This window comes from Agromyces binzhouensis (assembly GCF_004135055.1).
Lineage (GTDB): Bacteria > Actinomycetota > Actinomycetes > Actinomycetales > Microbacteriaceae > Agromyces > Agromyces binzhouensis.
The window spans coordinates 1-2,226 of record NZ_SDPL01000469.1; the positions used below are offsets into that span (position 1 = coordinate 1).

A 2,226-nucleotide genomic window follows, 5' to 3' on the forward strand; every position below is an offset into this window, starting at 1 on the left:
GTCGCGCGGCGGCTCGTGGGGCACGGGGGAGCGGCCGTGGGGGCCGCGGCGGTCGTGGGCGGCGTGCTCACGCTCGGCGCCGACGTCGCCGGGCAGTTCGCGATCCCGGGCTTCACCGCACCGCTCGGCATCGTGACCGGCGTGATCGGCGCCCCGTACCTGCTGTGGCTGCTCGCCCGCACCGAGAGGACCCGCGCATGAGCTCACTTCCCGTTCCTCCGCCCGTGGCCGTCGAGGGCCTGGTCGCCGAGGGGATCAGCCTCGGCTACGACGGCCGGCGCGTCATCGAGGGGCTCGACCTCGCGATCCCGTCGGGCCGCATCACGGCGATCGTCGGCCCCAACGCGTGCGGCAAGTCGACCCTGCTGCGCGGCCTCGCGCGGCTGCATCCGATCGAGGCCGGTCGCGTGCTGCTGGACGGCCGGGACGTCTCGCGGATCCCGCGCCGCGACGTCGCGCGTAGGATCGGGGTCCTGCCGCAGTCGTCGATCGCGCCCGACGGCGTGCGCGTGGCCGATCTCGTCGCACGTGGTCGGTACCCGCACCAGGGCTGGTTCGGGCGTCATTCGAGCGACGACGATGCGGTCGTCGCCGCGGCGCTGGCCGACACCGGCATCGCCGAGCTCGCCGAGCGCCCGATCGAGGAGCTCTCCGGGGGGCAGCGCCAGCGCGTGTGGATCGCCATGGTGCTCGCCCAGCAGACCGACCTCGTGCTGCTCGACGAGCCGACGACGTTCCTCGACGTCGCGCACCAGCTCGAGCTGCTCGACCTGCTGACGGCGCTCAACCGCGACCGGGGCGCCACGGTCGTGATGGTGCTGCACGAGTTGAACCTGGCCGCGCGCTACGCCGATCACCTCGTGGTGATGTCGGGCGGCCGCGTCGTCGCGGAGGGGGACCCGGGCTCGGTGCTGACCGCCTCGACCGTGCGCGACGCGTTCGGCCTCGAGGCGCGCGTGATCCCCGACCCGGTGTCGGGGAGTCCGCTCGTCGTGCCGATCGGGCGCTTCCACTCCGCCGCCCTGTCCGCGTGAGGTGCGGTGTGCGAGCGGGGAGAAGTTAGGTTAGCCTTGCCTTACCAACTCTCCCCGACCCTAGGAGCATCCGTGCGTCTTCGACGTTCCCTCATCGCCGTGGCCGGCGCAGCCGTCACTGCGCTCGCCCTCGCCGCCTGCTCGGCCGCCTCGGCCGACCCGGCCCCGGAGGCAGCGGGCTCCGGCGCCGCCGGGGGCTTCCCCGTCACGATCGAGCACGCCTTCGGCGAGACGGTCGTCGAGCACGAACCCGAGCGCGTCGCGACGTGGGGGTGGGGTTCGACCGAGGCGGCGATCGCCGTCGGCGTCCACCCCGTGGCCATCGCCGAGCAGGCCTGGACCGTCGGCGAGGGCAACTACCTGCCCTGGGTCGAGGCCGCCTACGAGGAGGCCGGCGAGGAGCTGCCGACCCTCATCCCCGACCCCGAGGGCGGCGCGACCGTCCCCTACGAGGAGTTCATCGCCGCCGAGCCCGACCTGATCCTCGCGCCGTACTCCGGCCTCACCGAGGAGCAGTACGAGACGCTCTCCGAGATCGCGCCCGTCATCGCCTACCCCGAGGCGCCGTGGACCACGTCGTGGGACCGGACCATCGAGATCACGGCCGAGGCCCTCGGCCGGGCCGACGAGGGCGCCGCGGTGCTCGCGCACATCTCCGACGGCCTCGCCGAGCAGGCGGCCGCACACCCCGACTTCGCCGGAACGACCTTCGCCGGCGTCTGGGACGGCGACGGCTTCGTCTACGTCTACACCGCCGCGGACCCCCGCATCGAGGTCCTGACCGAACTGGGACTCGAGGTCGCCCCGAGCGTCTCCGAGCTCGACACCAGCGACGGCGGCTTCTACTACGAGCTGAGCTACGAGCAGCTCGACCAGCTCGACGCGGACGTCATCGTCAGCTACCACGGCAGCAGGGAGGAGGCCGACGCCTTCCTCGCCAAGCCCGAACTGCAGGCCATCCCCGCGGTCGCGGCGGGCGCCGTGGCCCAGGTCCACGACCCCGTGACGGTCTCGTCGGTCTCGCCGCCCACCGCGCTGAGCTTCGACTGGGAGGGCGGACTCCCCGCGCTCATCGACGCGATCTCGGGCGTCGTCGAGCAGTGATCGCGCGATGAGCGCGAGCGGCGGGCCGGGCCTCCCGCGGGGAGCCCGGCCCGTCGGGTCTCCGGCTCAGGCCGGTCGCCGCGCGTCC

General features: G+C 73.8%; 3 protein-coding genes. All 3 read left to right on the forward strand.

Going from position 1 to position 2,226, the window contains the following annotated elements:
• Positions 1-201 (forward strand): iron chelate uptake ABC transporter family permease subunit (locus tag ESO86_RS15750; protein WP_165308029.1); only part of this gene is annotated, 201 nt, incomplete at its 5' end.
• Entirely contained in the window at positions 198-1,034 is an 837-nt protein-coding gene (locus ESO86_RS15755; RefSeq protein ID WP_129235809.1) for an ABC transporter ATP-binding protein, read from the forward strand. The genes ESO86_RS15750 and ESO86_RS15755, both read left to right, overlap by 4 nt.
• Before the next feature lie 72 nt (positions 1,035-1,106).
• Entirely contained in the window at positions 1,107-2,138 is a 1,032-nt protein-coding gene (locus tag ESO86_RS15760; protein ID WP_129235810.1) for an iron-siderophore ABC transporter substrate-binding protein, read from the forward strand.
• Positions 2,139-2,226: the final 88 nt, after the last annotated feature.